Source organism: Algoriphagus sp. PAP.12 (assembly GCF_026652115.1).
GTDB lineage: Bacteria > Bacteroidota > Bacteroidia > Cytophagales > Cyclobacteriaceae > Algoriphagus.
This window is the reverse complement of the sequence record NZ_JAPPSQ010000021.1, coordinates 37773-61445: the sequence shown is the minus strand read 5'-3', so window position 1 is coordinate 61445 and position 23673 is coordinate 37773. Positions and strand designations below refer to the sequence as shown.

Below are 23673 nucleotides of genomic sequence, written 5' to 3'. Positions count from 1 at the left end.
TTTTATTGCTTTTGGTAGTTGATGGTTTTGATATCCTTGAATTGCACTTCAATTTCAAGTGTGGTGATATGAGTTTGGGCATAGGCATTTCCTTTGATGCTTTTTCCGGCTGCCTTTAAACGGACTTTCCCAGTGGCTTTTTCAAGAAAGATGTCCCAGATTTCACCTTCAATGAACCGGTAAGTTTCCTTTCCATCACTAAATATCAAAAGGCTGTTGTTTTGGGTCATGTCTACTTTTCCTTCGATGAGGTCTTTTCCTTCTCCTTGCAAACCGTCGATAGTGGCAGATATAGTTTGCGTGCCATCGAGGGAAGAGAGGGTAAAGCTGGCATCGTAGTCGATGTCACTTTCAGAAGAATAAAACTGAAGGTAACTCTTCTCCAGATTGACCTGATCCATAGAGATTTGGTCACCATCAATCAGGAGTTTGATACGAGAATTGGAATCCAGGGAGGAGGTCTGCGCGGACTTGATTTCATTCTCTCCTTGACTGGATACAGTTTGTAAACCGGACTCTTTACAAGAAGGAAAGGTCCAGATAAGAAGGATTAGAAAAATGGATTGCTTAAGATTCATTGTGTTCAATTTTGTTTGATATGGAATTTTTCAGCTGCCTCAGTCAATTTTGATAGGCCATCAATAGAAGCATAGGGCATCCAGGCATCAATAATTAATGTCGCTTCAACTCCCGTTTTCAAGGCCGAGGGATCTGTCAAAACTGTTTTGTTGCATTTTCCTTCCACTCTAAGGGTTACTTTTCCCGTTTTTCTGGAAAAACTTTTGAAACTGACCTTTCCTTCGCTAAACATATAAGAGGTCGGTCCCGCCCCGAAGGAGATAATAGGTTGACTTTGTTCAACTTCCTTTTCTCCTATGAAATCGGTCTCCATAGAATCGAAATCTGAAAAATTGATCAATACCGTTTGTTGAAAATCATGGGATTTGAATACGACGCCGGCCATGGAGGCAATACCACTCTCAGGGGTAAACCAAGTGATAACGGTGTAGGGATCTATTCCGAAATCTTGGATTTCTAACGTTTGGTTTTCAGCGGAAAACTCGATCTTTCCCAATCGAAGACTCTGGTCTTCTTCATTCCCTATGTAATCATCCGCTATTTCTTCCAAGGGTTGAGAGTCCTGATTGGAAACTTCCATACTGGATTTGCTTGGAGTGGAACAGCTGATAGTCAAGGGAAGTACTATTAATAGAAAGCCTATTTTTTTCATAAGTATATGGACTGGTTGAGGTTTTATTTTATTCTTTCTAAATAGTAAGTGACTTGGATTTGTCCTTTTTTGCCATGTCTGATATTGAGGATACCGGGGCCAGTAGGAGCAGGAAGCCTTGAATCCGTCAGCGGGGAAAAATTGCCTTCATCAATTGTAAAAGTTATGCGTTCCTTCCCCAAAATATCGTTTGAACTTGTCCTGTCATAATCTTTGAGTTCTACGGTTAATTCAAAGGTAGATTTTGAAAGAATTGTCCCAAGGCTATTTCCAGAACCTACAGGAAATTCAAAGGTGATGGATTTTCCTATGGTGAAGTGATCTCCCAACCGCATGTCTGAAAGGTGATTTTGAGGTTTAATTTCCCAAAATCTTCCATAGGAATCCGTATATCGCACATCCAAAGGAGAGAGTTGTTTTCCATTCAGATCATATGCTCTGCACCAGGCAATTCCAAATAGTTCATACCCGGAAAAGGTTCTACTGATTCCATCCTCCGAGGATCGTACGATAATTTTATCCAGAGTCAGTCGGTATTGAATATTTTGGGTGACCGTTGCATTGATTTCGCTTAATCCAGCCGCTGATGCAGTATTTGTTTTTACTTTTTTAGTGCCTTTCCAATTTCCCTGATCCAGGTTTTTTCCCCAGCCCCATTTTCCTGAAAAGACATTGCCGTTGAGAATAAATTCAAAGCTTCCTTTAGTATTTCCATTGGTAAAGGTGCCCGTGAGTTTGTTCCCCTGTACTGTCCCCTGGATCTGTCCTTTGGTTCCGTAATCCCCTGAGACAGAATGTCCATGTTGTTTCAGAAAAATCATTCCGTAACTGGTCATCCAGTTTCCACTCCATTGGGCAAATTTTAGATTAATGTCCGATTTATTGGACTCTCTGCTTCCCTTCCATTCCCCTCCGTTGAGTTGACTTCCCCAGCCCCAGATTCCTTCGAATTTGATCTGTGGGTTTTGGATGTTGGGTCCAGGGGTAAATACCCATTGAAAGCTCCCGGGATTGGTCCCATTCATAAAAACCCCCTTTATTTTCCTATTGGCTCCTCCAACATATATTCCAGTTGGTATTTCGTAAGAGGTTGAAAGGATGGATCCCAGGTTTCGGTAATCTCCATAGATGATTTTTTCTTTTTTGGAAGGGTTGGCTTCATTAGATTCTTCTACCAGCGTGATATTCCCAAAAGTACTTGAATAGGTTCCGCTTAAGAATTGGTCTTGTGCCTTGCTTGCTTCAATTCCAGCCAGCAGGAATAACATGATGAATAGTCTTTTCATGGCAATAAAAGTTGGAACAGTGGTTTAGAGAGACTCAAACAATTGTTGGTAGCTTTTTCCAAGAACCGGAACCGGAATTTGCTTCCTTTGAATAGCATTGATCAGACCTTTGATCCATAAAAAAATGCAGAAAAAAAATCCGGAAAAGGAAATCAGCCATCCTATGTAGGGGAGGAGACCTGCGAAACCGCTCGCCAAGCCTGTTAAACCTATACCTAGAGATTGGCGGATATGAAAAGAAGTTAGATGGTCTTTTTTTTCCTGATTTAAAATAAGTGCCACAAGTAAGCCTATCAGGGTTAAATAGGAGACCAAGGCAAGATTTTCCTGCCTGTTGTCTTTTTCTGTGGGTTGCTTCGGAATGGTAGGGTTCTGCATATTCTTACAATTGATTAGTCTGATGGAGTTTTTATTTGTTGATTTCGAATTGAAAATCCAATGGTCCAAAGTTCTCCAGTTTGGGGAATGGATTTTTAGGGGGGAACTTGGAATTTTCAACTCAGGGTTTTCCCTGATAAAACCCGTAAACAGGATGAAAGGGCTCTATTTCCTTAAGATGTAAAAAGAATGAAAACCAAGTAGGAGAAATCCACCGGCCTTGTCTTTGGGTCCTGGAAAGAGGAGGGATGACTAGGACAATTATATCCTAAGATGGGATTGCCTAGCAAATCCACCTGTTCAAAATAAATCAAGGAATTTTTCCTTGCCCATTTTATGCTTTCAGGAATCAGAAATGAAATCTAGAGTAGGGAAGACACTATACCAATGGGATTGATGGAGATAAAGTAGTCTGGAATGCAGGCAAGCCTGATTGGAAAAAATTGGGAGGAATCAAGCGAACCAATGACATAAGATTTTAGGCCAATTCAAGATCCAACCTTTATTAACTATCCACTAATTAACTGCTGAAAGTTCTTTTTTTAAGGCTTGGGATGTGGACAGAATTGAATTGGTTAACCTGTTTTAGGGTCAATCGTTTGTATATCCGAGAGATTGTACGACAAGCTGCATGATCACTCCTTCAATGGAACATGTTGTTTAACCAGGCGCTGAAAGCTAGAGTTGATTCATGATTTTTCGAATTGCAAATTTCTTTTTTGAGTTTTCAGCCTTTAGATAATCTTCCCAGGTCTGAGGCACGATATATTCTGGAATCACCCCTCTTCCTTTTTGTTTTGGATTTACATCAAGTTGAAAGTGAACCGTTGGAATTTCCACTTCGATTTTAGAATGTGGCAACCGGATGAATTCAGAATAACCACTGACATTCCCTTCATAAGCACCTCCTACTTCTTCACCGATAAAAATCCCCCTGTCTGTCATTCGGATCATGCTGGCGAATTCAGCTCCTCCGGAGAATGTTTTACCACTGGTCAATACAGTAAGTTTTCCCTGGAAAATGTCCTCATAATCTGGTTTTTGATATCCTAAATCTGAATAATAGTTACTGTACAAAGTGAAATCACCTCTTGAGGCAATGCTGTCTGAAAAAGCCCATTTATCTTCCCGGTAGTAGGGGTCTGCCTCGTTGATGAGGTAAGGTTTTTTCAGCATGGTCACCTGTTTATATTTCCGGATTACCTCTTCACTTAAATAGCTGAAAAGAAGGTTTTCGTTGCCTTCTGTTCCTCCTCCATTAGCCTGAATGTCCAGAATCAGGTGCTGAATCTGCAAAGAATCCATTTTTCTAAAACTGTTTCTGTAAAAAGTTTCGTAATCCAGGTCATCTTCGCCGAAGCTGGGAATACTCAAATAAGCGATCGAATCATTGATCTGCTCAAATTTAAAGCGGTTGTATTCCATAGGGATGGATTGCAATTGGGCATTCTTTCGTTTGAACCGGGTAAACCTAACAGCGGGGATTTGTAACCTGATGGGTTGGGCTTGGCCATATTCTTCCAAGACCAGATCAAATTGGCGGGTTTTGCCAAAATGAAGGCGGTATAAGAGCGAAAAATTGGTTCCTCCTATCCATTCCCGTTTAGCTGTTTCATTAAATCCATCGGTCGGCATCAATGGGTAAAGCTCGGAAAGGATTTCCTGAGTAGGTTTTCCATTGATGGAAGTGATTCTCAATCCGTTTTTTAAATCTTCATTCTCTTTTCCAAAATGCTGGGTCAAAATCAGGTTTTCGTCCATCACGCGGACCGTGAATGGGAGGAATGATTGGGAAAGACCAATTTTCACCATGGCTTTTTTGGGCAATTCCATGGAAGTATGTCCTTCATTTGTCAAAGCCAGAACATGCCATAGCTTTTCAAAAAATTCCAGTTGGGTCATAGGGCTGTTTAGAGTTGCCCCGATACTGTCCAGCAGTTCATCGGTTTGTTTTTCATCGATGTATTCATAAAGACCTTGATGTTGAAGCCTTAGTTCCTGAAGTAGAAATTGATAATCTTCCTGTAGTTTTTCGGGTTTGATTTTTTGCTGTCCGTTTACAGCATTGAAAAGAAGAAAAAAGACAGCGCTAAAGATGATGCTTGGAAAACGCATGAAGGAGTTTAGGGAAAGTTTAAAGTGGTACGGGTTCAACTATTAGTCAGCAATGAGCAAATAAGAATAACAAAGCCAGTCCTTCGAAAATGGTTCCCCAAAAAGGGAGTAAATACGCTTTCATGCAGGTTTTATTCCCTCTTATTTCCTGATTCCTTCAGTAAACCCTGATTCGAAACAGGGGAGGGGCTGATCTAGTTCTGGAAAACCCCTTACAACAAGCTGAAAATTAGAGCTGAAAAATCAAACTTCGTCAAAGATCCGCATTGCCATCAATCCATTCCCAACAGCTCCTCCAGCTCGTATTGCAGAGGCAATAAAAACAGTTTCTGCAATTTCCTCCTTTGTCGCTCCGGCATTTTTTGCATTCTGAATATGGGATTCCAGGCAGTATGCACATTGAGTGGTCAAGGCTACTGCGATGGACATGAGCTCTCGGTATTTTACAGGAATGACTCCATCGGCCCTTTCAGCAGTATGCTTAAGATTCATGAAGGCTGAGGATTCCTGTGGTGCCGAATCCAATAATTGCTGAGTGTATTTTCGGTCTTTGGGGTTCTGGTATTCTTTCATCTTAAATCTGTTAGTAGATAAAGTATACAGTTTTATCAATAATTTATATGCCTGTTTCTGGTGGGCGGAAATATACCCTGTTGAAATCCAAATAAGGGCAGTGATGTTAAGCAAGCTGGAATGTCCTGAATGGGAAGGAGAATATTTACAGGACGATGTCTGGGTTGGTTTGAGTGGGTCAAAAAAGAATTTTTTTCAGTGACTTTGATTGAGTTTACCAACCACATAACTGAAATGAAAGAGGCATTACTTTTTTTCCAATATGGGAATCTGGAAATGTTTTTTGTAGGGAATGGCTGAGAGGTAGGTAATAGCCTGAGAGGTTTTATTGATGAATTTTGACCAGCTTCTCGGGTTTCGGATTGGACCACCCAATTGTTGGTTCAAAAAGCCTGCATGTTTGGAATTGAGCAGCTGCAATGTCATTTTTTTTATTTTTTTATTGACAGATTTTCTTCTTGAAACAGAGTGGATCCTATAATAAAATCCAACATAGGGTAGCTTATGGACCTTTCCTCCATCTTTGAGGAGGTTGATCCAATATTCCCAATCTTCCCATCCCCATTTTAGTCTTTCGTCATATCCACCGATATTCATCCAGTCAGATTTTCTAAACAGGGAGGATACGAATATCATATTGTCCAATGCCAGTGCATTTGGACAATAGGGTTTCAATTTCCAATGTCCTGACTTTTTGCCAAATTTCTCAGCTTCACAATAAACCAATTTTATGTTTCGGTCCCCTTCCAATACTTTGACCCCTTTGGAAATATAGTCGGGATTGATTTTATCATCTGCATCCAAGGGGAGGATAAATTCCCCATTTGCATGGGAAATGGCCTTATTTCGGGCTACCGAAGGTCCGGAATTCACCTGGGAATATACACTGATTTGAAAAGGGTGTTTGAACTCGAGTTCCTTGGCTATGGCCAATGATTTATCTTTGGACCCATCGTCTACAATGATTATTTCAAGGTCAGGATAGGAAGAAGAAAGTGCTGAATTTACCGCTTCTTCTAAAAAAAGTTCATGGTTAAAACAGGGAACGATGACTGAAACAAGAGGAGTGGTCTTAGTTTGAATAGCCTGGTTCATAAAGTTTGGTTTTTTAGTTTATAAGCGCTTTTTTCTGGTGTTTGCGGCCCTCTTTGTGATATTGAAGCAATTTAGTAAGTCCCAGATGAGGATAGATTTCCTTTAAATGGGAGAAGCTCCATAAAGGACCGGTCAGCATGGAATGTTTTACCAGTTTTTCTTTTAAATACTGGTTCTTAAGAACCAGCAATTCTTTTTCTTTGGGGCCTAATCCTGAAAGATTGAGCTGGTTAAATAGCCAGTCTCTGAGTTGGAGTTCTCCGTAATACATGTTGAATGTTTGTTGACTCATGCTATCTGCATGGACTCTTATATGGGTGGATGCTTCTGGATTGGGAAGAAATGAGAATTGACAACCTTTGAATGCACATTCCAGCCAGTAATACCAGTCTTCAGAATTTCTGACAGTTTCTTTAAATCTTATTGATTCAGTTTTATGACTTTTTCGAATCAGAGGACTTGATACCACATTGAAATTGGCATTCGTTAAAACTGATAGAACTTCAAATCCCTGACCTTCCATCACCGGGAAAATATCCTTGTTTTGAAGGCGAAAGTCTCTGAACTTCTTATTGGGGTTTTCATGCTCGAAAAAATAGGTTCGACAATAGGAGATGTCCACTTTTGGATTCTCCTGGAAATGCCGAATCTGTCGGGTTATCTTTTCATTGGAGAGTTTATCGTCAGCATCCAAAAATTGAATAAAATCACCTTCTATTAACTCCAACCCTTTGTTTCGGGCATTGGATAATCCCTGATTGAGTTGAAAATGGTAATTGATTCTTTCATCTAAGGATTTATATTTCCTGACGAGGTCATAGGTGGAATCGGTTGAGCCGTCATCAATAATCCAGGCTTCCCAGTCCGGGTAGGTTTGATTCAAAACCGAATCCAAACAGTCAGCCAGAAAGGCACCGTAATTATGTGTAGGAATAATAATGGAAACTTTCATGAGTTACTTAAAAATGGTTTTTGTTTTCATTCCCCAGATTTGGCGGATGGCAAAACCAATTCGTCTTTTGGCTTTTTGTTTCGGGATAAAAAGAAGCTCCTGTTGGTTTTTCCAAATAGTCAGTCCAAATCTGAAATTGAAATAATTATTGATTCTGGGTTTCCCCTGGTTAAATAAGCGGGTATTGAATCCTGCCCCGGTATTCTGCATTTCATAGGCTGCACAGATTTCCAACCAGTCATTCTCCCGTTGGATCCGGGAGAGGGTAATTTGTAATTTGGATTCCTTTCTTTTCGATCCAAGGATATCGGTTAGATTCTGGGGGTGTTGCCGGTATTTTACCAGACAGGCATCTATGTAATCGATGCTTCCAAAATGGGAGGCCACAAATGCGATCCAATGGTCATAAAATCCTTTGTTGGGAAGAGGGAAAATATGCCCGAGCAGTTCTTTTTTAAATAACATGCTATGACCGGAAACACAGTTGAAAAATAAAAATGATCTTGGACTTTTGCCTTTTACAAAATTGAGTCTACTCCCTATGGAAAGCCCCATACTGCTCCCTTCGCTGTTAATCAGTTCACTGTCATGGTAAACCAGGATATGATCTTTTAATATCAAATATAATTTTTCGATTTTATCCAATGCCCAGATGTCGTCCTGATCTGAAGGAGCTATCAAGTCCCCGAGGCAAGCCTTAAAATTGGTTTCAAAATTCTTTTGGTAACCGAGGTTGTGGCTATTTTGATGAAGTTTGATCTGGGGATAATTCAGCGCATATTCCAATAGGATTGCCCAAGTGTCATCGGTTGAACAATCATCAAATACCGAGATTTCGATATTAGGGTATGTTTGATGGACCAAGCTGTCGAGTTGCTCTCTTAGGTATTTGGAACCATTGTAGGTACATAAGGCAATGGAAATCAGAGGTGCTTTAGGATCATTCATGCCTGTGTGATTTGTTGTTTGTCAATCAGTTTACTGTAGATTCCTTCTTGAAGTAATAATTCAAGATGGGTACCCTGTTCTTTGATCTCACCATCTTCCAAAACCAAAATGTGATCTGCTTTTTGTATGGTGGAAAGCCGGTGTGCAATGACAAGAGTGGTCCTGTTTTCCATCAGTTTTTGTAAGGCATCCTGAACTAAATATTCAGATTCGGTATCCAGTGCTGAAGTTGCCTCATCAAGTAAAAGAATTGGAGGATTTTTCAATACCGCTCTGGCAATACATAACCTTTGTTTTTGACCACCGGATAATTTGGTGCCCCGGTCTCCGATATTGGATTGGTATCCCTGGGGTGTCTGAAGAATGAATTCATGAGCATTTGCAATTTTGGCCGCTTGGATGATTTCATTCATTCCTGCATCTGGTTTTCCAAAAGCAATATTCTGGGCAATACTATCATGGAATAAAATTGATTCCTGATTGACAATTCCGATCAATGAACGAATGGATTTAATAGACAGGTCTTTACTGTTGATCCCATCAAAAAAGACTGATCCTTTCTGAGGATCCATAAACCTGGGAATCAAATCCATCAAAGTGGATTTTCCGCTGCCAGAGTGTCCAACCAAGGCAATGGTGAATCCTCGGGGTATAACCACGTTGATGTTTTTCAAAACAGGCTGGGATCCATATGAAAAATGAACTCCCTGAAGAGCCACACCTTTCTCCAGCGTTTTGATGGAAATTGAATCAGGTTTGCTTTTGACCCTGATTTTTTCCTCAATCAGTTCAAGTACCCTTTCTCCTGCGGCAATTCCACTATGGATTGTACTAAATGATTCTGTAATGGCTTTGGCAGGTCTCATGATCTGGGAAAAAATCGCGATGTAGGTAATGAATTCGGATGCACTGAGATCAGATTGGTTCTGAACTACAAGGGCTCCTCCATAAAGGACAATTATCAGAACCATCAAAACTCCCAATAGCTCAGAGACCGGAGATGCCAATTGTTGGCGGTAGGCCATTTTTCTTCCCAAGTCAGAAAATCGCTCATTTTCTTCTTGGAACCGTTCTTTTATTCGAGAAGTCGCATTAAAGGCCTGGATGATTTTAATTCCTGATAACGCCTCATCCAGGTAGCTGACCATTAGGCCAAAACGCTCTTGGGCTTCAGTTGCCTGAGCTTTTAGTCTTTTGACGATTTTGGAAATTACCCAGGCAGAGATGGGTATGACCAAAACCGAGAATAGGGTCAGTTTTATTGAAATGGCAAACAAAATGAACAGGTAGGCCAGGAGTTGGAAGGGTTCCTTAAATATGACCTGAAGGGTACTGGTTACCGAATATTGGACTACCTGGACATCAGAAGTGATTTTTGAAATGATATTCCCTTTTCGTTGATCATTGAAATAACCTACATGTAAATCCATCACATGATCAAATACTGCTTTGCGGAGGTTTAAAAGAGTATGGATCCGTAAATTTTCCATAATCCGCTGGGAGAGGTAGCGAAACCCATTGCTTAGGATCACAGAAATCAAAAGGAAAAGGCAGACCCATTGCAGAGCAGGGAATGCGCCCAACTCTGTCCGAACCTCTTGGATGTAATAGCTAAAATAATCAAGTACATTCATCCAGGAATCCGGTTTTGTCAAGATTATAGATTCCTCCTTGAACAGTGTACTGAGCAAAGGCGCTAAAAGTGCCAGATTCAGCGTGTTGAACAGAACAGCAAGTAGGGTGAAAAAAACATAGGGAACGGCGAATTTTCCCAGAGGTTTGGCAAAAGATAGAAGCCTCCAATAGGTTTTTAAAAGCATTATTTGGAATAGTTTAGGTCCAACAGATCTAGTTTATGTTGGATTTCACGGGTAACATCCAGAATCGATTTTCTTCCCAAGTTGCATCCCATCAGCTTTCTGATGTTTCTGCGGGAAAGTTTAACCTCCTTTTTTTTGATTCTGTAGCCTCTAAATGACTTGATGATCCAGAATTGACCAAGCAAAATTTTGGGAAGGACCTGCAGGAAGATAATTGAAAGCTCCAAGCGTTTCAGATCTTTTCTATTGACATGTATGGCATGAAAAAGCATCCTGTTTCTGAAGTAGATTTGCTTGACAAATGCTTTTTGGAAAAAGGTTTTGGTCGTGTGGGAACCCAAATGGATGCAAGTTGCTTTGGATTCATAGTAGCAATTCCAGCCCAGCCTCCAGGCTCTGAAACTCAAGTCCAGATCTTCTGAATAAAAAGGGGAATAGATCTCATCAAAACCATTTAGTTCCAGTAGTTTTTTTCTATCCAAAAGGCAGTTGGCACCTGAGAGAAAGAGCGTTGGAATATTCTTCTCACCATCCTCTGGAAGGACGTTTAAGCAATGACTTTTGAGCTTGAATCCATTGAAGCTGGGGATTTTGGCCTCCATTTCTACTTTTTTGCCCGAGGAATCCCAAATCTTTCCCATTACACCAAAGGTGTTTGCTTTGTAAAAATAGGGGAGCAAATGAAGTAGGTAGTCGGGTGAAAGCTGGACGTCCGTGTTCAAAATAAGAACTAAATCCCCATTGGCCTTCGCAATCCCCTGATTACAGGCCTTTGAAAATCCACAGTTTTCAGAATTCTGAATTAGAAAGATTTCAGGATAGTTTTTCTTTAGCCATGAAACAGAATCGTCTTGGGAACCGTCATCAACCACAATGATTTCAAAGGGGCAGGAACTGTTCTCCAATGCGCAAATGGTATGGGGAAGATATAGGTCTAATAGGTTCCTCCCATTAAAATTGGGAAGAATGGCAGAAATGGAAAAAGACAAAATAATAGTGGTTTAGTTATGTAACTGACGAAATGATTAAAAAAAGTGATACATCCTGTTGCTGAAAAAATAGTGATATACCCTAACTCTTTCAGAATTAGGGAAATGAATTGGTTGCATGGTTTTTCCGGAAATGGAGAACTTTGTACCTGATGATTGAACCTTTTTGAAGTTCCAAATCAGGCTATTTGGTTGAGTTTTTAGTAAAAAGAAAATTCCAACAAGGAGAAAATGGAGGAAATAGCTTCTGATCTTCCGGGGAGGAAAGGGAAATGGATCAAAAAAGGATCGAAAAATGGATCAACTAAAACAGCTCAAAAAAGGGGAATGGAAAAAAAGGGAATTCATGATAAGGATCAAAAAAAATAAGCCGGGAAGAAACTGAGTTCAACCCGGCTTTTAGCAAGGGATGCCTTTATGAGTTTGAAGTCACTTCTATATGGGCTTCCTGAACTGAGGTATTACCATCTTCATCTTCGACCGTGATACTCATGTGGTATTCTCCAGCCGGTGCTGTGGACGGAACATCAATGTGTTCGTGAAATTCCGCCTCCGTCAATCCATGGTATCCTTCTTCGAAAATTTGATCAAAATGCCATTCAGTTTCTCCTTCTCCGATGGCGATTCCATGTCCATGGATATCTACTGAAATCTGATGAATTCCATGGACAGCCTGGATCATAAATTCCAAATGGAAATCAGATCCCCTTTCCACGGTTTCATCCATTTCCAAATCAGAGACAGAAACAGGGGCAAGAATGTGGAGATGTCCTTCAATTTCTGAAGTTTGTCCTGTTAGGTCAGTAACCTCTAAAACCACATGGTATTCCCCTTTGGGTGCAGTAGGCGGTATGTCCACATGTTCATGAAAAACAGGGTTTCGGACCAGGTATTTTGAATCGGTAAACGTTTCAGAATAATCCCATTCGGTTTCCCCTTCACCCACAGTCAGATCATGGCCATGAATGGTTAGGGTGATAGAAGAAATGTTAGCCTGCGCCATGATCAACGCTTCAAGGTGAAGGTCTGTTCCACTGTAGGCATTTCCGTCTGTAGAATGAGACCCCCCATCTCCAAAGTGAAATTCTGAAATGATCGGAGCCTCCAAGATTTGATCCTCGTCGTCTTGACAAGAAAATAAGGCTGAACCTAAAAGTGTTATCAAAAGTAGATGCTTTAGTTTGTTCATTGTAAACGTTTTGTGGATTATAAATTTGATTTAGTGTTTTCTTTTTCGTTCGGAATGAATGGGATTATAGAGTTTGAATTCCATTGATGAGCGAGGCACTATTCCTCCAAATCCTTTAAATGCAATTAAGTTGCGTAAAGTAAAAGCAATAATGTTGCATAAACAAATTGAGAAAAACTCTCGTGTACCATGTTTATTTCAATGGTGAAATGCGCGGTTTAAACTGGAAGATTAGGGGTTTAAGAGGTCATAGACCTTTTTCATTGCATTCTTTGCATATCCCTGATGCCATCGTATGGACTGAATGGATGAGATAATTCTTAAGCAGGTTTTCCGGTAGGGGATAGGCATCCAGTTTTTGAAGTCTATGGCATCGGATGCATTGGAAATGACTTAGAGTAAGTTTTTGGTCTTCAGCAATAGGGTGAACCAGGTAACGGAATTCGGCTTGGGCGTCTGAGAATTTTCTGATCTTTTGGTTTTTTTCCAGGTGGATTAGGGTGCGGTATATCGTTACTCTGCTGCAGGAAGAACCCATTGATTCCTTTATTTCAGCATAACTGATAGGTTGTTTGGATCCCTTGATGAGGGTCAAGATTTTTTCCCTGGCGATTGAATGGCCCATTTTTTAACAATAAATCCAATGCAATTATGTTGCAAAAAGAACGATCCTGTTTTTAATTTCCAAACCTGCTTATTGATTTTTTACTAGTTTTTTCAGCCTTTCCATCTAATACACTTTTTTTAGTCAACAGTCATTTTTTTTATTAATGCAACATTGTGTCGTAAAATAATGCTTCTATTTTTGCAATTAAATTGCATTTACAATACGTGATACATACGGCGCTTTTCACCTCAGTTTTTCTGTCTTTTCAGCTATTGAATCCTCAGGCCCCCACCAGGAAATCTCCTGATGGGGCATTGGATAGGATGATTTTGGGGGATACACTACCTGCTGTTCTGGAGCTGGAGGAAGTTGTGGTACTAGATGGAGCAGCATTCATCAAAAGAGAGGAATCCAATTCCATCGAATTGGTCAAGCAAGATTTTATCCGTCAAAACAGAGGGGGCAGCCTAATGAACACACTGGAAAGAATACCGGGGGTCAGTCTGATCAGTATTGGATCCGGGGCCTCTAAACCCTTGATCCGTGGTTTAGGGTTTAACCAGGTTTTGGTGGTGGAGAATGGAATCAAACATGAAGGTCAGCAATGGGGAGCAGATCATGGGTTGGAAGTGGATCAATTTGGGGTAGATCAGGTGATGATTATAAAAGGCCCCGCTTCCTTTCAATACGGTTCCGACGCCATCGGAGGAGTCTTGGATATCCGGAAAAAAGCAGCACCTCAAAAAGATGGGCTAGGTGGAGCTATTGCACTTGGAACCCGGTCAAATAATGGCTGGTTTGGAGGTTCGGCAAATTTGATTTTTAAACAGGGGGCTTGGTTTGCGGAAGGCAGAATTACCCGGGCCGATTTTGGGGATTTCAGGGTTCCGACAGATTCTGTTTTTGTGTATGATTTTGGGGTGAAACTCCATGACAGGCAGGTCCGGAATTCAGCTGGAAAAGAATTGGATTTTTCAGGCAGGATAGGTTACCAGGGGAGGAGTTTCAGGAATACGTTAGGACTGAGCAAAGTCTCCACGAAATCAGGATTCTTCGCCAATGCCCATGGATTGGAGCCAAGACAGGTAGATTCAGAACTTCATGATCGTTCCAGCAGGGATATTTTGCTTCCTTTTCAGGAAGTCAGCCATACCAAGTTGATCAATAAATCAAGCCTGAACCTGGGAAACAGTCTTTTCCAACTTGATTTGGGATATCAACGCAATGACAGAAAAGAATGGAGTCAGTATGTCAACCATGGGTATATGCCAGCAATCTATCCCTCCGAAATGCCCTATTCATCCGAATTGGAGAGGGCCTTTGACAAGGAGGTATTTTCTTTCCATCTCAAAAATGAGCTCTTTTTTGACAGGCATGAACTGGCAATGGGAGCCAGTGGAGAATTCCAGCAGAATAAAATTGGAGGTTGGGGATTTTTGATCCCGGAATTTCAGCAATCCAGCTATGGATTTTATGTGATTGAGAAGTTCCGGGTTACGAATCTTTGGCAAATTACCGGAGCCCTCAGGTTTGACCAAAGCAGGATTGAGGTAAAGGAATACACGGATTGGTTTGCGAGTATGGAAAATCCCTTGGAAGCAAGAGAAAAAGATTATTTATCCAGAGCCCAGGATTTTGAACGGGAATTCAACAGCTTGGTGTGGTCTGTTGGAGTTAATTATTCACCAGGGGACCTGATTTTAAAAGCAAACCTTGGATCGGCTTTCAGAATGCCTATTGCCAAAGAACTGGCAGCCAATGGGGTAAACTACCATTATTTTAGATATGAGAGAGGAAACGCAGACCTGAACCCTGAACGTTCTATACAACTTGATTTGAGTGGGGAAATGAAAAAACATCAGTGGTCCTTTTCCTTCAGCCCCTTTGTCAATTATTTCTCCAACTACATCTACCTCAATCCGACTTCAGAATTGGATATTCTATATGGTGCAGGAAATCAGGTGTTCAATTATACACAGGCTGAGGTGCTGAGGTATGGAGCTGAAATAGGCGTTCTTCATCAACTGACTGAAAAGCTGAGTTTCGAGGTTCTGGGAGAATATGTTTACAGTGAGCAGATGTCGGGTTCCAAGAAAGGGTATACACTGCCATTTTCTCCACCTCCATCCGGTATTCTCAATGTGACCTACAAGCCAAGTGCACTTGGGATTTTTGGGGAACCCTATGTGGCAGTTGATTTCCGGTTGACGGCAGGCCAGTCCCACATCGTTCCTCCCGAGAAGATCACCCCTGGCTATAGGCTGGTGAATATCCGTCTTGGTTCCGCCGTTTCTGTTTATGGTCAAAAAATACAAGTAGATGCCCAAGTTCAGAACCTGTTCAATACCCGATACCTGAACCATACAAGTTTTTACCGATTGATCAATCTTCCCGAAGCAGGGAGGAATATCAGCCTTTCTCTGAATTATCAGTTTTAATCAACAGCTTATGAAATTTATATCCGCTAGTTTTTCTCTTGGGATCATTTTGGGATTGTTCCTGACTTCCTGTTCGGAAAGTGAACAACCCGCAATTGACCTCGAATATCCAGAAATTATAGTCATGGAAAACTCATTCCCTCGCCAATGCAGTGTGTTCAAGAGAGGAGAGACCTATGAATTCAGGGCCCTGTTCCGGGATAATCAGGAGCTGGGAGGCTACAGCCTGGATATCCACCACAACTTTGATCATCATACGCATAGTACGGAAGTCAACAGTTGCCAGGAAGACCCTGTAAAATCAGCAGAAAATCCTTTTCTGTACATCCAGACCTTTACCATTCCTGAAGGTCTGCTTGATTATCAGGCTTCGGCCACTCTAGAAATCCCTGAGGATGTTGAGCCGGGGGATTACCATTTTATGATCAGGTTAACAGATCAGGAAGGTTGGCAAACACTGCAGGGATTGAGCATCAAGATCGAATAAGAAACATGGATGCATTCTTTTTCCAATAGAACGGAAACCTATTGGGCAATAGCAAAGCTGGGGAGCCATGGCTGGTAGTAGTTAGGATACAGCTTGAAGTTTTTCAATCAGTTTTGCAGGAGTTTGCCTCGCCCATCGTTTGACCTCTCGGATAAAATGATTCTGGTCGTAATAGCCATAGTGAAAAAAGTCAGTCATGTTTCCTGATTGAAGGATTTGCCGGACGGCCATTCTACAGCGGATAATGGACTGGATTTGTTTGGGGGGAAGGCCTGAGAAAGTAGAGGAAATTCGTTGGAGCTGGCGTGGACTTATTTTTAATTCCTGAGCTAGGGAATAAGCCGAAGAGGAAAAATTCTCAGGTTTACCCAATAGCTCCAGAAATTGAAGCCAGGCCGTATGGCCCTTGGCCTGAGGGGTATTTGAAAGTCGGGCAAGCTGAACTTCCAGTGTTGCAATAAAACTTTCCACAGAAGCCTCATGGAAATAAGGTGTCAGCCATTGGTGAGAAGGCAAAAGATCCTCCTGCGAAATAAGTTGATTGGTCAGGGACCCTGTTGTATTTCGAAAGAGGGAGACGGTACTTCCCATCTGGAAAGTGACTCCCAGGGCCAGGTTTCCGGAAGGATGAACATATTCAGCCAAATTGGTTCTGGGTCCCAGAATCCGGGTGTCTTGAATGGTCCAATCCCTTTTGGCTATTTCTTTTACAGTGTAGGGGGCGCCAAGTGTAAATACCCAATTGACATAAGGGTATGCAAAGATATATTCTGTTAGATGGCAGTTTTTAGTTCTGAAATCCAGTAACCAGAAATACCGGACCACATCCTTTAAATGTTCAGAAGGAGGGAATAGCTGGTACATATTAACGGTTTAATCTGGATTTTATCTGAACTAACTTTCCCAAGTTGGGTCTGTTGGACCTCGGAAGCAAGGTTTAATTGTTCGGCAATTCTAACAACCTCTAAGTTCAGGGTGTCAATTTCTGTTTCCCTGTGATTTCGGATATCCTGCAGAGTAGAAATCAATTGCCCGTCTGATAATTTGCTGATGGTCAATACCTGATCTTCCACTTCTTCAAGGCTCAATGGAATGCCTTTTTTATGGGCTATCAGCACACATTCTTGAATGATTTGTTGCGCGATCGCAAATACTTGGGGGTCTCGTTGGAAAATTCCGTTATCTACTTCCAATAAGGGACAGATGGAATTGAATACACAATTGGCGATTGCCTTTTTCCAGATGACAGATGAAATTTGTTCCTCTTTCTTAAACCGGAAGCCTGGCGTATCCAAAGCACTGACAATGGATTGAAGTGAGCTGGAATGTTGGGTGACAACACCGATGGGGGAAGGTTTGACGGGTATGTAGCTTACCGAATCCGAAGATAAGGTTTGGCTGGTCGCAAACAAGACGCAGCGATACAGTTCCCGGAACTGGCAATCCCTAAATGGCTGTTCTATTCCCAGACCGTTTTGCAGAATCACCAGGGGAGTTTGAAGGGCTTTTTCTTTCAGCTTTTCAGCCAGAATCCTGTTACCGAAAGACTTGGTCGTCAATACAATGACTCCCTCAAAATGGGGGATGTTATCCAGGTAATTGAAGGGGATTTCAGCAGTAATTCTTTCTCCGGACTGAAGATTTATGCATTGGGTTTGAACATGTCGGGTTCCTGTGTCCACGCTTCCACGAATGAGTTCTACCTCTTTTCCATTTTGGGATAAACAAACAGCCAGGGCCTTTCCTATGGCACCTGCTCCAATAATGTAAAGCTTCATCAATCAATCAATTAAATCGTACAACCAAATTTGGGAAGAACCAGGGGGTTGAAATAGTACAAGATGGACATCGGTTTGCGGTGGCCATCTTGTACTATCCCATATGATTTTTTGTATTCAGTTTTGTTCAAAAAAAAACGTTGAACCTTTTCTGTCCCTGCATGAAGAACCTAATGTCCTCTTAAGAACTCAGAAAATCAGATCAGATATACCCTTCATGGTTCATTCATAACGGAGCAGAGGGGATGAATCGTTCCTACTAGACCGGAATTAATTAGTTCTACCAAAGACCTTTTGTCAAGAGATAGGAGGGGCATAAATTCTTCCTGCATGTGGACAGCTGATAGTTTTCTAATAGAGTTGTGAGTCCATCCTGAGCAGAAAAGGAAAATAATTTAAAATCCCTATTCTATGAAATTATCGAGAATCCATTACATTACCCAGGACATGCCCACTAAATCCCATCAACAACTGGCTCTGGAAGCCTGTCAGGCGGGAGTAGACTTGGTGCAGTTACGTTTAAAAGAAAAAGAAAAAGAGGAAATGCTCCGGATCGCCCTGCAGACCCAAAGGATTTGTAGGCGATATCATACTTCATTGATTATCAATGATCATTTAGATCTGGCCCTGGAAATTGATGCGGATGGAATTCATCTGGGGAACGGAGACCTGGATCACGAGATTGCAAGAAAGGAATTGGGCAAAAATAAGTGGATAGGAGCCACTGCCTACAATGAGTCCGAGGCACTGTACCATCAACAAAGGGGAATTGCCGATTACATGGGATTGGGAACCTTTCGGAAAACCAGAACCAAGCCTGAAATCAAAGATTTTCTTTCCCTGGAGCAGATCAAGGCATTGATCGATCATCAAAGGCAGGGTTTTCCTCATCCTATTCCTTTGCTGGTCATAGGCGGGGTGAAGATTTCCGATATTCCGGATTTAAGGAAAGTAGGGGTGTATGGGATCGCCATAGCCTCGATGATCAATGAAAGCGATCATAAAAGGGCGGTTTTTCAGGAAATCAGATCTCGATTTGAACAGGCAGATTTGACCTTATGAAAACGCTGACCTTGATCACAGACAACGGGAGAATGGATATCGGCCTGATCACCGATTTTATTTCTCAAAGCTATTGGGCCAAAGGTCGAACGAAGGTACAGGTCCAAAAAGCCATTGCCAATTCCCTGAACTTCGGACAGTTTCTCCATAAACAACAAATCGGTTATGCCAGGGTCATCACTGATTATATCACCTTAGCCTACCTCATGGATTTTTTATCGTGGAGGAGCAGAGAGGGAAAGGGTTTGCCAAGCATTTGTCGGAAAATATTCTGGCATCTACGGAATTGAAGGGGGTAGAACGATGGAAACTGAGTACCGAAGATGCCCATGGACTCTATGAACAGCTAGGGTTTGAGAAATTAGCAAAGAATGGGAATATGATGGAGCGAATCCTGTCTGGCAACTAATTTGAAACCAGAAGGAAAAACAGGAGATTTCAATCAGAACAGCATTTCGAAATGGAAAACGGATGAAAATAACAGTTAGAAACAAGCTCCATTTTTACGTGATTACCGGTGGCCCGGGAGTAGGGAAGACGACCTTACTCAAAGAACTTGAAAGCAGGGGCTATCCTGTGGTTCCGGAGGTGGCCCGTCAGCTGATCAGGGAACAACAGCAAATAGATGGAGAAGCTTTACCTTGGAAAAACAGAGACTTGTATAAGCAGATGATGTTTGACCGTTCGATAGCCGCTTTCCGGCAATTGGATGAAAGCAATCTGAACAATCAGCCCGTTTTTTTTGACCGTTCTTTTTTGGATACGCTCTGTTATTGTCACCTGATCGGTGCAGAAATAAGTGATGTAATGAGGACCTATGCAGAAAACTGGACTTTTAATCCCATGGTGTTTTTGCTGCCTCCCTGGGAGGGCATTTACCAAAAGGATGAGCAACGGAAACAGGATTGGGAGGAAGCCACAAAAACATTTGTTCAAATGAAAGAGACCTATCTGGAATTCAGGTACAAGCCCCAAGAAGTTCCCAAAACAGATGTTATCAACCGGGCTGATTTTGTGTTGAAAGCGATCAGAAATGGATAAAATCTGTCCCAAATTCAACTTTCTAAGCCTTTTACCGTTGGCAATGGGTAATCAGATTTAGCAAACAAAACAGATGGGGCTCATTGGGAACCCAAAAGATTTTTTTCAAATGAAGGACTCATTCCCTATTCTAAAAACAGAGCGGACAAGCTTGCGTGAAATCGAGGAGAAAGACTTAGCTAATGTTTTTGCAGGGCTTTCCCATCCAGAGGTGATTCGCTATTATGGGGTCAGCTACAGTAGTTTGGAGGCTACACGAAAACAGATGTCTTGGTTTAAGGAGGGAAAACAAAGGTGGTGGGCTATTTGCTCACTTGATAATCAGATATTTTATGGTGCTGCAGGGTTGAATGATCTGGACAACCAGGCAAAAAAGGGAGAAATCGGTTTTTGGTTGCTGCCCCAATTTTGGGGAAGAGGAATCATATTGGAGGCTGTTCCCAAAATAGTTGACTACGGATTTAACCAACTGAATCTCCATAGGATTGAAGCCTTTGTAGAGACCGAAAATGCGAATTCTAAAAAAGTCATGAACAAGCTTGATTTTCGCCTGGAGAAAACTCTTTGGAACAGCGAACTGAAAAATGGAAAGTCAATCAGTCTGGATGTTTATAGCAAGACGAACCTTGCTTTTAAAGAAGATGAGTTTTAATCATTGACCGACAAGTAAATGAAAAAAATCGGATTGGTAGGAGGCATCAGTTGGGTGTCCACCATAGATTATTATAGGTTGATTAATGAAGGTGTGAATAAGGAATTGGGGGGACTGCAGGTTGCAAAAATTATCCTTAATTCTATTAATTTCGCTTCGATTCAGGAAAAAGGTTGATTGCATTCCTTTGAGATCTGTTAAAAGCCTGTATGGAACTGGAGAAAGCCCAGGTAGAGGGAATTGCTCTTTGTGCCAATACGGCACATATATTCGCCGATAATATACAACAAAGAATCCAAGTGTCCCTCATCCATGGGGTTACTGCGACGGCACAGGAAATTGTTTCGAAGAAGCTTCATAAAGTAGGTCTTCTAGGGACTAAGTTTACAATGGAGATGGATTTTTTTAAAAATAAACTTCAGGATGAGGTCAAAAATCACGGAACTAAAGGCTGATTCTGAACAAATGATTCGGCAAGGTGAACCTGTTATAATGCGCTTTGAGAGCTGGATTGGTTTATACCCACAGTCCCTTTTCATTAAAGTTTCCAATACCTTTAGAATTTGATAGATCCTATTTCCTGAAGAAATGAGGTTTCCGGAATTTTGGTTTTTGTTGTTTTGATTTCTTTCGAGACATCCATTTTTTGGAAAAGGCATGAATGCTTTCTGGCCCAGAGAATTTTCTCCTGTTTTGTTAGTGGATTTTGAGTTTAAAGTACTATATTCTAAGATCTTTGAAGTTAAAAGTTTGAGGTATGAATAAATACTTCTGTTTGGATGATTTTGAATCTGGATTTATTCTCTCCAGCCTTACTAATTCTTAGGTTCCGTTTTGTAGGTCAACGAAAAAGAAGGAAAGCTGCGGTTCAGTGGTTAAATGTAGCTTTGTGTTTTGTACCGAATACTGTACATGTAGGAAGTATTGTGTTTCGAAATCGCCAACTTCTTCTAGCTGCCAACCGATAACGCCAATCAAAAACGAACATTGCACTTTTTGATGAGCATTTTATGGCCTGTTTTGCTAAACGCGTTGTGCATTTTGTATATTTGTAGAAAATAGGTTATAAATTCATGAGAACATTATACCAGAAATTTGAAACACTTTTGCAAAATACGACAACGAACTTTAAGCGTTATTTATATGATAATGTCTCATGGGAAAGCCGTATGATTGGAATTATCGGTGCTCGTGGAGTTGGAAAAACTACCATGATCCTTCAACACATAAAAGAAAAATTAGATAGCAAAAAAGCCTTATATGTTTCCGCTGATGATATGTATTTTGGAGAAAATAAATTGATTGATTTAGCAGAAGATTTCTACAAAAATGCAGGAGAATATTTATTTATAGACGAGGTTCACAAATATGCTGACTGGTCTCGAGAACTGAAGAACATTTACGACTCATTTCCAACATTAAAAATTGTATTTACAGGTTCTTCGGTACTTGATATTCACAAAGGTTCTGCTGATTTAAGTCGTCGTGCAATTATATACAAATTACAAGGATTATCGTTTCGAGAATATTTGAAACTATTTCATAATCACGACACAGAGATTTACTCTTTGGACCAGATCATAAACAATCAAGTAAAACTTGAGAATATTCAACATCCATTACCGCTTTTTAATGAATATTTGCAACGAGGATATTATCCATTTGGATTAGAAGATGAAATTAATTTACGTTTAGGACAAATTATCGTTCAAACGTTAGAATCAGATATCCCCCAATATGCAAACCTAAACGTAGGGACAAGTAGAAAACTAAAACGACTGCTTTCAATAGTTGCGGAAAGCGTACCTTTCAAACCCAATTTTTCAAAAATATCAGAAATGATTAATGTAAGCAGGAATTCTTTAGATGATTATTTTTCATACATGGAAAAGGCAGGACTAATTGGGCAGTTACGCAATGAAACGAGCGGAATTCGAGGATTAGGAAAAATTGATAAGGTATATTTAGACAATACCAATATCATTTTCAATTTGGTTGGGGAAAAATCAAATATTGGAAATATACGGGAAACATTCTTTTTCAATCAAATGAGAGTAAAAAATGAAGTAATCTCATCAAAAAAAGCAGATTTTGTAATTAATGATTACACATTTGAAGTTGGTGGAAAGAATAAGCCACAGAATCAGATTGTCAAAGATGGTAAATCATTTATTGTAAAAGATGACATCGAATATGGTTATCTCAATGTAATTCCACTTTGGGCTTTTGGATTGAATTATTAAAAAAAAAATGCCAGGCGTTAACATTTTATATATTCCATAGAGGATTCAGTGATTTTCCAGCATGGCAGCTTTAATCAAATTAATGTGTAATGGTCGAGAGTGGCGGTCTTCGAAATCTCCTTCGTAACATACAAAATAGGACCATCAATTTGGGATTGATAAATTGGGCATTCAAATTTGCAAAAGAGTCAAAATAATAACACCATTAAATCATCCCGTTATCTCGAGCTAATTTCACCAATTTGCTGGAGGTATAGGTGCCAGTTTTCTTTAACATGTTTCTCCGGTGGGTGTTGACGGTATGGAAGCTAATATTCAATTTTTCTGCTATATGTTTACTAAGAAAACCTTCGCTGATCAATTTCAGAATTTTCAATTCTTTGTTGGAAAGATTTAGTTCTTTAGGTTTTGGAGGATAGGTGAAATGATTTTCAATCTGATATTGTCCATTGGGATGGTATTTTCCAATGTATAGATTCAGATTGTTATTGGTTTTCATAAAAGTAATATCCGTATAGGTACTCATTGAAAGTTGAGGTTCTCCATTCGGGTTGATATCCAAAAAGTGAATTTCCTGGAGCAACCAACGGTATTTACCATCTTTTCCAAGGCATCGAAAATCATTGCAAAAAGTATAAGTCTTTCTTTCTGAAACGGGAATTTTAAAATAAATTTCAAAAAAGTCTTCAAACCGAGACTCCTACCATGAGAAGAATAAGTAAAATAGACTTAGATTCTATTGGTATAAGATGATTCTATTCTTAGATATTAATTGTTTTTTAAATTAAG

25 protein-coding genes are annotated in these 23673 nt (G+C 40.5%); 9 read left to right on the top strand and 16 right to left on the bottom strand.

Annotation, left to right across the window (positions count from 1 at the left end):
• Positions 1 to 2: 2 nt before the first annotated feature.
• The 13 genes from O0V13_RS18890 to O0V13_RS18830 all read right to left on the bottom strand — a co-directional run bounded on the left by O0V13_RS18890 (position 3) and on the right by O0V13_RS18830 (position 13201).
• On the bottom strand, positions 3 to 578 hold the full coding sequence (locus O0V13_RS18890; protein ID WP_268036556.1) for a hypothetical protein: 576 nt from the start codon (positions 576 to 578) through the stop codon (positions 3 to 5).
• A gap of 5 nt (positions 579 to 583) precedes the next feature.
• Positions 584 to 1231 (bottom strand): hypothetical protein, encoded by a 648-nt coding sequence (locus tag O0V13_RS18885; RefSeq protein WP_268036555.1) that lies wholly within the window; start codon positions 1229 to 1231, stop codon positions 584 to 586.
• Between the two features lie 23 nt (positions 1232 to 1254).
• Positions 1255 to 2517 (bottom strand): hypothetical protein, encoded by a 1263-nt coding sequence (locus tag O0V13_RS18880; RefSeq protein ID WP_268036554.1) that lies wholly within the window; start codon positions 2515 to 2517, stop codon positions 1255 to 1257.
• Between the two features lie 24 nt (positions 2518 to 2541).
• Positions 2542 to 2895, bottom strand: a complete 354-nt coding sequence (locus O0V13_RS18875) for a DUF4870 domain-containing protein (protein WP_268036553.1) — start codon at positions 2893 to 2895, stop codon at positions 2542 to 2544.
• A 678-nt stretch (positions 2896 to 3573) separates the two neighbouring features.
• Positions 3574 to 5010, bottom strand: coding sequence for a S41 family peptidase (locus O0V13_RS18870; RefSeq protein WP_268036551.1), 1437 nt, complete (start codon positions 5008 to 5010; stop codon positions 3574 to 3576).
• Between the two features lie 243 nt (positions 5011 to 5253).
• A complete protein-coding gene (locus tag O0V13_RS18865) occupies positions 5254 to 5583 on the bottom strand; it encodes a carboxymuconolactone decarboxylase family protein (protein ID WP_268036550.1) in 330 nt (109 codons plus the stop codon).
• Positions 5584 to 5829: 246 nt separating this feature from the next.
• On the bottom strand, positions 5830 to 6678 hold the full coding sequence (locus tag O0V13_RS18860; protein WP_268036549.1) for a glycosyltransferase family 2 protein: 849 nt from the start codon (positions 6676 to 6678) through the stop codon (positions 5830 to 5832).
• A gap of 13 nt (positions 6679 to 6691) precedes the next feature.
• Complete coding sequence (locus tag O0V13_RS18855) at positions 6692 to 7630, bottom strand: glycosyltransferase family 2 protein (RefSeq protein WP_268036548.1); 939 nt, start codon at positions 7628 to 7630, stop codon at positions 6692 to 6694.
• 3 nt (positions 7631 to 7633) lie between these two features.
• Entirely contained in the window at positions 7634 to 8578 is a 945-nt protein-coding gene (locus O0V13_RS18850) for a glycosyltransferase family 2 protein (protein WP_268036547.1), read from the bottom strand.
• A complete protein-coding gene (locus tag O0V13_RS18845; protein WP_268036546.1) occupies positions 8575 to 10398 on the bottom strand; it encodes an ABC transporter ATP-binding protein in 1824 nt (607 codons plus the stop codon). The genes O0V13_RS18850 and O0V13_RS18845 overlap by 4 nt, the downstream gene beginning before the upstream one ends.
• Positions 10398 to 11387, bottom strand: a complete 990-nt coding sequence (locus O0V13_RS18840; RefSeq protein ID WP_268036545.1) for a glycosyltransferase family 2 protein — start codon at positions 11385 to 11387, stop codon at positions 10398 to 10400. The genes O0V13_RS18845 and O0V13_RS18840 overlap by 1 nt, the downstream gene beginning before the upstream one ends.
• Before the next feature lie 415 nt (positions 11388 to 11802).
• Positions 11803 to 12576, bottom strand: coding sequence for a DUF4625 domain-containing protein (locus O0V13_RS18835; RefSeq protein WP_268036544.1), 774 nt, complete (start codon positions 12574 to 12576; stop codon positions 11803 to 11805).
• Positions 12577 to 12823: 247 nt separating this feature from the next.
• Positions 12824 to 13201 carry a transcriptional repressor gene (locus tag O0V13_RS18830; RefSeq protein WP_268036543.1) on the bottom strand — a complete coding sequence of 126 codons (378 nt, stop codon included), beginning with the start codon at positions 13199 to 13201 and terminating at the stop codon, positions 12824 to 12826.
• A gap of 254 nt (positions 13202 to 13455) precedes the next feature.
• On the opposite strand from O0V13_RS18830, the gene O0V13_RS18825 reads away from it, so the two are divergent.
• Together O0V13_RS18825 and O0V13_RS18820 are read left to right on the top strand one after the other, a co-directional pair.
• On the top strand, positions 13456 to 15621 hold the full coding sequence (locus O0V13_RS18825; protein ID WP_268036542.1) for a TonB-dependent receptor: 2166 nt from the start codon (positions 13456 to 13458) through the stop codon (positions 15619 to 15621).
• 10 nt (positions 15622 to 15631) lie between these two features.
• Positions 15632 to 16108, top strand: coding sequence for a DUF4625 domain-containing protein (locus O0V13_RS18820; RefSeq protein ID WP_268036541.1), 477 nt, complete (start codon positions 15632 to 15634; stop codon positions 16106 to 16108).
• 81 nt (positions 16109 to 16189) lie between these two features.
• On the opposite strand, the gene O0V13_RS18815 is transcribed toward O0V13_RS18820, so the two are convergent.
• On the bottom strand, positions 16190 to 16972 hold the full coding sequence (locus O0V13_RS18815) for a helix-turn-helix domain-containing protein (protein ID WP_268036540.1): 783 nt from the start codon (positions 16970 to 16972) through the stop codon (positions 16190 to 16192).
• A complete protein-coding gene (locus O0V13_RS18810; RefSeq protein ID WP_268036539.1) occupies positions 16939 to 17886 on the bottom strand; it encodes a ketopantoate reductase family protein in 948 nt (315 codons plus the stop codon). The genes O0V13_RS18815 and O0V13_RS18810 overlap by 34 nt, the downstream gene beginning before the upstream one ends.
• A gap of 411 nt (positions 17887 to 18297) precedes the next feature.
• Between O0V13_RS18810 and thiE the strand changes: the two genes are divergently transcribed.
• The 7 genes from thiE to O0V13_RS18775 all read left to right on the top strand — a co-directional run bounded on the left by thiE (position 18298) and on the right by O0V13_RS18775 (position 22884).
• Positions 18298 to 18948, top strand: coding sequence for a thiamine phosphate synthase (gene thiE / locus O0V13_RS18805; RefSeq protein ID WP_268036538.1), 651 nt, complete (start codon positions 18298 to 18300; stop codon positions 18946 to 18948).
• A gap of 220 nt (positions 18949 to 19168) precedes the next feature.
• Positions 19169 to 19357, top strand: a complete 189-nt coding sequence (locus O0V13_RS18800) for a GNAT family N-acetyltransferase (RefSeq protein ID WP_268036537.1) — start codon at positions 19169 to 19171, stop codon at positions 19355 to 19357.
• A 62-nt stretch (positions 19358 to 19419) separates the two neighbouring features.
• Complete coding sequence (locus O0V13_RS18795) at positions 19420 to 19989, top strand: AAA family ATPase (protein ID WP_268036536.1); 570 nt, start codon at positions 19420 to 19422, stop codon at positions 19987 to 19989.
• 109 nt (positions 19990 to 20098) lie between these two features.
• Positions 20099 to 20641, top strand: a complete 543-nt coding sequence (locus O0V13_RS18790) for a GNAT family N-acetyltransferase (protein ID WP_268036535.1) — start codon at positions 20099 to 20101, stop codon at positions 20639 to 20641.
• Between the two features lie 18 nt (positions 20642 to 20659).
• Positions 20660 to 20818, top strand: coding sequence for a hypothetical protein (locus O0V13_RS18785; protein ID WP_268036534.1), 159 nt, complete (start codon positions 20660 to 20662; stop codon positions 20816 to 20818).
• Between the two features lie 17 nt (positions 20819 to 20835).
• Positions 20836 to 21096, top strand: a complete 261-nt coding sequence (locus tag O0V13_RS18780; RefSeq protein ID WP_268036573.1) for an aspartate/glutamate racemase family protein — start codon at positions 20836 to 20838, stop codon at positions 21094 to 21096.
• Positions 21097 to 21714: 618 nt separating this feature from the next.
• Positions 21715 to 22884, top strand: a complete 1170-nt coding sequence (locus O0V13_RS18775; protein WP_268036533.1) for an ATP-binding protein — start codon at positions 21715 to 21717, stop codon at positions 22882 to 22884.
• A gap of 205 nt (positions 22885 to 23089) precedes the next feature.
• Here the strand turns inward: O0V13_RS18775 and O0V13_RS18770 are convergent, their stop codons facing one another.
• Complete coding sequence (locus O0V13_RS18770; RefSeq protein WP_268036532.1) at positions 23090 to 23410, bottom strand: response regulator transcription factor; 321 nt, start codon at positions 23408 to 23410, stop codon at positions 23090 to 23092.
• Positions 23411 to 23673: the final 263 nt, after the last annotated feature.

What these genes read in the sequence shown, in the direction of transcription:
- O0V13_RS18890 (WP_268036556.1), bottom strand. Translation starts at nt 578, where the DNA reads ATGAATCTTAAGCAATCCATTTTTCTAATCCTTCTTATCTGGACCTTT.
- O0V13_RS18885 (WP_268036555.1), bottom strand. Translation starts at nt 1,231, where the DNA reads ATGAAAAAAATAGGCTTTCTATTAATAGTACTTCCCTTGACTATCAGC.
- O0V13_RS18880 (WP_268036554.1), bottom strand. Translation starts at nt 2,517, where the DNA reads ATGAAAAGACTATTCATCATGTTATTCCTGCTGGCTGGAATTGAAGCA.
- O0V13_RS18875 (WP_268036553.1), bottom strand. Translation starts at nt 2,895, where the DNA reads ATGCAGAACCCTACCATTCCGAAGCAACCCACAGAAAAAGACAACAGG.
- O0V13_RS18870 (WP_268036551.1), bottom strand. Translation starts at nt 5,010, where the DNA reads ATGCGTTTTCCAAGCATCATCTTTAGCGCTGTCTTTTTTCTTCTTTTC.
- O0V13_RS18865 (WP_268036550.1), bottom strand. Translation starts at nt 5,583, where the DNA reads ATGAAAGAATACCAGAACCCCAAAGACCGAAAATACACTCAGCAATTA.
- O0V13_RS18860 (WP_268036549.1), bottom strand. Translation starts at nt 6,678, where the DNA reads ATGAACCAGGCTATTCAAACTAAGACCACTCCTCTTGTTTCAGTCATC.
- O0V13_RS18855 (WP_268036548.1), bottom strand. Translation starts at nt 7,630, where the DNA reads ATGAAAGTTTCCATTATTATTCCTACACATAATTACGGTGCCTTTCTG.
- O0V13_RS18850 (WP_268036547.1), bottom strand. Translation starts at nt 8,578, where the DNA reads ATGAATGATCCTAAAGCACCTCTGATTTCCATTGCCTTATGTACCTAC.
- O0V13_RS18845 (WP_268036546.1), bottom strand. Translation starts at nt 10,398, where the DNA reads ATGCTTTTAAAAACCTATTGGAGGCTTCTATCTTTTGCCAAACCTCTG.
- O0V13_RS18835 (WP_268036544.1), bottom strand. Translation starts at nt 12,576, where the DNA reads ATGAACAAACTAAAGCATCTACTTTTGATAACACTTTTAGGTTCAGCC.
- O0V13_RS18830 (WP_268036543.1), bottom strand. Translation starts at nt 13,201, where the DNA reads ATGGGCCATTCAATCGCCAGGGAAAAAATCTTGACCCTCATCAAGGGA.
- O0V13_RS18820 (WP_268036541.1), top strand. Translation starts at nt 15,632, where the DNA reads ATGAAATTTATATCCGCTAGTTTTTCTCTTGGGATCATTTTGGGATTG.
- O0V13_RS18815 (WP_268036540.1), bottom strand. Translation starts at nt 16,972, where the DNA reads ATGTACCAGCTATTCCCTCCTTCTGAACATTTAAAGGATGTGGTCCGG.
- O0V13_RS18810 (WP_268036539.1), bottom strand. Translation starts at nt 17,886, where the DNA reads ATGAAGCTTTACATTATTGGAGCAGGTGCCATAGGAAAGGCCCTGGCT.
- thiE (WP_268036538.1), top strand. Translation starts at nt 18,298, where the DNA reads ATGAAATTATCGAGAATCCATTACATTACCCAGGACATGCCCACTAAA.
- O0V13_RS18795 (WP_268036536.1), top strand. Translation starts at nt 19,420, where the DNA reads ATGAAAATAACAGTTAGAAACAAGCTCCATTTTTACGTGATTACCGGT.
- O0V13_RS18790 (WP_268036535.1), top strand. Translation starts at nt 20,099, where the DNA reads ATGAAGGACTCATTCCCTATTCTAAAAACAGAGCGGACAAGCTTGCGT.
- O0V13_RS18785 (WP_268036534.1), top strand. Translation starts at nt 20,660, where the DNA reads ATGAAAAAAATCGGATTGGTAGGAGGCATCAGTTGGGTGTCCACCATA.
- O0V13_RS18775 (WP_268036533.1), top strand. Translation starts at nt 21,715, where the DNA reads ATGAGAACATTATACCAGAAATTTGAAACACTTTTGCAAAATACGACA.
- O0V13_RS18770 (WP_268036532.1), bottom strand. Translation starts at nt 23,410, where the DNA reads ATGAGTACCTATACGGATATTACTTTTATGAAAACCAATAACAATCTG.